Annotated in this window: 1 protein-coding gene; it reads left to right on the plus strand. The window is 66.8% G+C overall.

Translation table 11 applies throughout. From position 1 onward, the window contains the following. Window positions 1–113 precede the first annotated feature (113 nt). The coding region (locus DNK89_RS24880) for an MFS transporter (protein WP_238990920.1) at window positions 114–602 on the plus strand (489 nt) is incomplete at its 3' end.

Consider the following 602-nt stretch of genomic DNA (forward strand, 5'->3'; position numbering starts at 1 on the left):
GATGGACGCACTGGCTGCTGGCCGCACTGAGTTCGATCATCGCCTACGCAGCCCTTGCCGGATACGACCATATTGCCCTGACACATCTCCAGAAACGGGTGTCCTGGCTGTTCGTGACGCTCTGCTCCTTCACCACCTATGCGCTGTCACACAACATCGGCGGCTCGGTGTTCTCCGGGGCGGTGATTCGCTACCGCGCCTACGCCACGCGCGGCCTGTCCGGCCAGGAAGTCGGCGTTCTGGTTGCGGTCTGCTGGATCACCTTCGTGCTGTCGTCGATCCTGCTTGGCGGCATCGTGCTGATCCTCATCCCCGACCTGTTCGAGCGATTCGCCGATGTCAGCGCCTTCAAGGAAGTCGGCTATGGCGGACTGTCGGCCGGCGCCGGCATCGTGGTCGGACAGGCCATCATCCGCGACTGCTACGACGGCGCGGTGGCGCGCCGCGCCATGTCCTACCTGATCCTGGTGTTCAACCTGTCGCCGGCGCTGGCCCCGATCCTGGGCGGCTACCTGGCCGCGCACCAGGGTTGGCGATCCGTGTTCCTGCTGCTGACCGCGCTGGCCGGCGCCGCCTGGCTGCTGTGCGCGCGGCGCCTGCCC

The sequence above is a fragment of the Acidovorax sp. ST3 genome (assembly GCF_003231145.1).
Taxonomy (GTDB): domain Bacteria; phylum Pseudomonadota; class Gammaproteobacteria; order Burkholderiales; family Burkholderiaceae_C; genus Acidovorax.